The sequence below is a fragment of the Tepidimonas sp. genome (genome assembly GCF_036825565.1).
GTDB lineage: Bacteria > Pseudomonadota > Gammaproteobacteria > Burkholderiales > Burkholderiaceae_C > Tepidimonas.
Window position 1 is genome coordinate 1 of the sequence record NZ_DAISXZ010000111.1, and the last position, 4,471, is coordinate 4,471.

Here is a 4,471-nt window from a genome sequence, read left to right on the forward strand (position 1 = left end):
TGCGCAGGGCCTCGCCGGCACCGTCGAGGCCGTTTTCAAGCAGGGCGGCATAGGCGGCTTCCAAAGGATTCGTTTCGGCACGCATCGCCATGGGGGATACACGCCTTTCTGGAAGTCATGGCGCCAGACTCACTCGGGATTGAATTTACAGAAAGAACGATACATAACTTCCGCGGGCGCGGCGTATGATACGGGTGCCATGAACATCATCATCTTCGGCGCCGGGCGGGTGGGGGAGAGCGTGGCCGAGAGCCTGGTGTCCGAGCAGAACGACATCACGGTGATCGATCAGGACCCCGCGCGCGTGCGGGCGCTGGAGGAGCGGCTCGACCTGCGCGGCGTGGTCGGCAACGGCATCCAGCCCTCGGTGCTGGCCGAGGCCGGCGCCAAGGATGCCGACATGGTCATCGCCTGCGCGGCGCTGGACGAATCCAACCTGGTGGTGTGCAAGGTGGCGCACGACGTGTTCCAGGTGCCGACGACCATCGCCCGGCTGCGCTCGCCGGAATTCGAGGCGGGCGGCGCCTTGCTCGGCAAGAGCGGCTTTGCGGTCGATCACGTGATCTGCCCGGAAGAGTCGGTGATGCGCTACATCCACCAGCTCATCGACTACCCCGAGGCGCTGCAGGTGGTGGAGTTTGCCCAGGGGCGGGTGTGCCTGATCGTCGTGCGCGCGGCGGCCGGTGGGGCGTTGGTTGGCCACACGATCGGGGAGTTTCGCGACCGTTTCCCGCAGGCCGAGATGCGCGTGGTCGCCCTCTACCGGCTGGACGCCGAGGTGGAGGCGACCGCGCAGACCCGCATCCTGCCGGGGGACGAGGTATTCGTTCTGGCCGCCAGCGACCGCATCCGCTGGGTGTTGGCGGCCATCCACAACATCGACCAGCCGGTGCAGCGGGTGATGATCGCCGGCGGGGGCAAGGTCGGGCTGCGGCTGGCCCGCTCCCTGGTCGGGCAATGTCAGGTCAAGATCATCGAGAGCAACCCCCGGCGCTGCGAGTACCTGGCCAGCCAACTGCCCTCCAGCACGCTGGTGCTGCAGGGCGACAGCGTGGACGAAGCGTTGCTGGAGGAGGAAAACGTCGCTGACATGGACCTCTTCCTCGCGCTGACCAACGACGACGAGGACAACATCATGTCGGCCATGCTGGCCAAGCGGCTGGGCGCGCGCCGGGTGATGGCCCTGATCAACCGCCGCGCGTATGCCGAGATGATGCAGGGCAGCGCCATCGACATCGCGGTGTCGCCCGCGCAGACGGTGATCGGCGAGCTGCTGGCGCATGTGCGCCGCGGCGACGTGGTGGCGGTGCACAGCCTGCGCCGCGGCGCCGCCGAGGCGCTGGAGGGCGTGGCACGCGGCGACGTCAAGACGTCCCGCCTGGTCGGCCGGCGGGTGGAGGAAATCCGCCTGCCCAAGGGCGCACGCATCGGCGCCATCGTGCGCGGCGAGGGGCGCGATGCCGAGGTGCTGATGCCGCACCACGACACGCTGATCCGCACCGACGACCACATCGTCATCTTCATCCCCCACAAGCGCCTGGTGCGCGAGGTGGAAAAGCTGTTCCAGGTCGGGGCGACCTTCTTCGGCTGACGCCCGCGGCCCGCACCGCTCATCCGCACGCATGCAATCCCTCGGCCCCGCGCTCTACGTCTTTTCGCATGTGCTGATGGCCTTTGCCGTGGCCTTCGGGGTGCCGATGGCGTGGGCCTGGTTCCACGACGATCTGACGCACGAGCTGCAGTGGGCCGCGTGCGCGGGGCTGACCCTGGCCAGCGGCGCGGTGCTGTGGCTGATCACGCGCTCGCGCCGGCGCGAGCTGATGCCGCGCGACGGCTTTTTGCTGGTCAATCTGGTTTGGCTGGTGCTGCCGGCGTACTCCGCCGTGCCGCTGATGCTGATGGTGCCCGGCATCACTTGGCACCACGCCTATTTCGAGGCCATGAGCGCGCTGACCGCCACCGGCGCCACGGCGCTGTCCGGGCTGGAGCGCTTGCCAGTGTCGATCAACATCTGGCGTTGCTTTTTGCAGTACGTGGGCGGCCTGGGCGTGATGCTGCTGGTGGTGGCGGTGCTGCCCATGCTGGGCCTGGGGGGCATGCAGCTGTACAAGGCCGAGACGCCCGGCCCCATGAAGGATGCCCGTCTGACCCCCCGCATCGCCGAGACCGCGCGCGGACTGTGGGGGGTGTACTTCGGTTTTTCGGTGCTGTGCCTGCTGGCCTACCGCCGGGCCGGCATGGGCTGGGCCGATGCCTTCATGCACATGTGCTCGACCATGGGCTTGGCGGGGTTTTCGTCCTACGACGCCAGCATCGGCCACTTCCAGTCCGCCGCGGTGGAGTGGGTGGCCGTGGTGTTCATGGCGCTGGCGGGCATCAGCTTTCTGCGTTACTTCATGGTCCTGCGCGGGATGACGCTGCGCCCGCTGTGGAACGACCGCGAAATCCGCACCTACGCCATCGTGCTGGCAGCCTCCATCGCGCTGGTGACGCTGATGCTGCTGGCCGAAGGGGTGTACGCCGACGGGCCGACGGCCGTGCGGCAGGCGGCCTTCCATGTGCTGTCGCTGGCCACGACCACCGGCTACGCCACGACGGACTATATGCAGTGGCCGGTGTTCATCCCCGTGTTCCTGTTGTTTTTGGGGACCTTCGTGTCGTGCGCCGGGTCCACCGGCGGCGGGATCAAGATGGTGCGCATGGTGCTGCTGGTCAAGCAGGCGCGGCGCGAGCTGGTGCGCATCATCCACCCGCATGTGGTCAATCCGGTCACGCTGGGGGGGCAGGCCGTGCCGGCGCAGGTGATGGCGGCGGTGCTGGGCTTCATGCTCATCTACGGCGCCGCGACCATGGGGCTGACGTTTCTGCTGCTGTTGTCAGGACTGGATCTGGTGACGGCCCTCTCGGCGGTGGTGGCGACGGTCAATAACATCGGCCCCGGCCTGGGCGAGGTCGGCCCCGCCGGCAACTACGGCGGGTTGTCGCCGTTTCAGTTGTGGGTGCTGAGCTTTGCGATGCTGCTCGGGCGGCTGGAGCTGCTGAGCGTGCTGGTGCTGTTCACGCGGGCGTTTTGGCGGCGGTGAGGGGATCAGTGCCCGCCCAGCATCCAACCGCCCGCCGCGTACACCCCCACCAGCGCCCACACCGGCACCCGGCCGCTGCGCAGCAGCGCCAGGGCGGCGGCTGCGGCCACGGCCGTCGCGACCCCATGGATGGCGGCGTGGGCCGCGTGGGCGAGGGCGGCGGCCAGCAGCCCGGCCACGCCCGCGTGCACGCCCTCCAGCATGGGCCGCAGCCGCGGAGACTGGCACCAACGGGTCCAGCCGGGCAGGGTGCCGGCGAGCACCAGAAAAGCCGGGGCGTAGATGGCCAGCAGGGCCACGGTGGCGCCGGTCCAGCCGCCCAGGGGTGGCGTCAGGGCGGCGCCCACATAGCTGGCGATGGTCAGCATGGGTCCCGGCATGGCTTGTACCGCGCCATAGCCGGCCAGAAAGGTCTCTGCGCCGATCCAGCCAGGGCCCACCACTTCCGCCTGGATCAGCGGCAGCACCACATGACCCCCGCCGAAGATGAGCGCCCCGATGCGGTAGAACGCATCAGCCACGGGCCACCACCCGCCAGGGGGCCAAGCCGCCAGCATGGGCAGAACGGCCAGGCCCGCGCCGAACAGGCCCAGCCAGACGGCGCCCGCCCGGCGCCCGATGTCCACGGCCAAGGGGCTGGCAGGGGGTGCCCATCCCTGGCGGAAGGCCCACGCGCCAAAGCCGGCGCTGAGGGCGATCAGCACCGGCTGGGCCCAGGCGCTGGGCCACACCCAGGCGGCAACGCCCACGGTCGCGGCCCAGGCCAACCGCCGGCCGCCGGGGGCGTAGCTGCGCGCCATGCCCCAAACGGCATGAGCCACCACGGCGACGGCGGCCAGCATCAGGCCCTGCAGCAGACCCGGAGGCACGCGCGCGCCGGGGGCTGGGCCCGCCAGCCACAGGGCCAGCGCGGCCATTGCGATGGCCGAGGGCAAGGTGAAGCCGATCCAGGCTGCCAAGGCCCCCGCGTAGCCCTCGCGCAACAGCCCCAGCGCCATGCCCACCTGGCTGCTGGCCGGTCCGGGCAGCACCTGGCACAGCGCGACCAGATCACCGTAGGCCCGCGCATCCAGCCAGGCGCGGCGCTGCACGAATTCGCGCCGGAAGACCTCCAGGTGCGCCACCGGACCGCCAAAGCTGGTCAGGCCCAGGCGCAGGAAAAGCAGGGCGATGGCAAGGCACTCGCGGGCACGGTCGCGCGGGGACATGCCGCGATCATGCCCGATCGCCGGCGGCGGTCAGTACTGCTTGTAGGGCAGGAACTTGCCCGACAGCACGACGTGCACGCGGTCGCCCTTGGGATCGGGCTCGCGCGTGATGTCCATGCTGAAGTTGCGCATTCCACTGATGGCGGACAGTGATTCCATTGCCATCGCGGACAGCGTTCC

At 69.6% G+C, this 4,471-nt stretch carries 4 protein-coding genes; 2 read left to right on the top strand and 2 right to left on the bottom strand.

Annotation, left to right across the window (positions count from 1 at the left end; genetic code table 11):
• Positions 1–199 precede the first annotated feature (199 nt).
• Positions 200–1,591: a Trk system potassium transporter TrkA gene (gene trkA, locus V7026_RS11050; protein ID WP_334155432.1), complete on the top strand. Its 1,392-nt coding sequence runs from the start codon at positions 200–202 to the stop codon at positions 1,589–1,591.
• A 31-nt stretch (positions 1,592–1,622) separates the two neighbouring features.
• On the top strand, positions 1,623–3,083 hold the full coding sequence (locus tag V7026_RS11055; RefSeq protein ID WP_334155433.1) for a TrkH family potassium uptake protein: 1,461 nt from the start codon (positions 1,623–1,625) through the stop codon (positions 3,081–3,083).
• A gap of 5 nt (positions 3,084–3,088) precedes the next feature.
• On the opposite strand, the gene chrA is transcribed toward V7026_RS11055, so the two are convergent.
• Together chrA and V7026_RS11065 are read right to left on the bottom strand one after the other, a co-directional pair.
• On the bottom strand, positions 3,089–4,291 hold the full coding sequence (gene chrA / locus V7026_RS11060; RefSeq protein ID WP_334155434.1) for a chromate efflux transporter: 1,203 nt from the start codon (positions 4,289–4,291) through the stop codon (positions 3,089–3,091).
• A 30-nt stretch (positions 4,292–4,321) separates the two neighbouring features.
• Positions 4,322–4,471 (bottom strand): cyanase (locus tag V7026_RS11065; RefSeq protein ID WP_443082358.1); only part of this gene is annotated, 150 nt, incomplete at its 5' end.

What these genes read in the sequence shown, in the direction of transcription:
- V7026_RS11055 (WP_334155433.1), top strand. Translation starts at nt 1,623, where the DNA reads ATGCAATCCCTCGGCCCCGCGCTCTACGTCTTTTCGCATGTGCTGATG.
- trkA (WP_334155432.1), top strand. Translation starts at nt 200, where the DNA reads ATGAACATCATCATCTTCGGCGCCGGGCGGGTGGGGGAGAGCGTGGCC.
- chrA (WP_334155434.1), bottom strand. Translation starts at nt 4,291, where the DNA reads ATGTCCCCGCGCGACCGTGCCCGCGAGTGCCTTGCCATCGCCCTGCTT.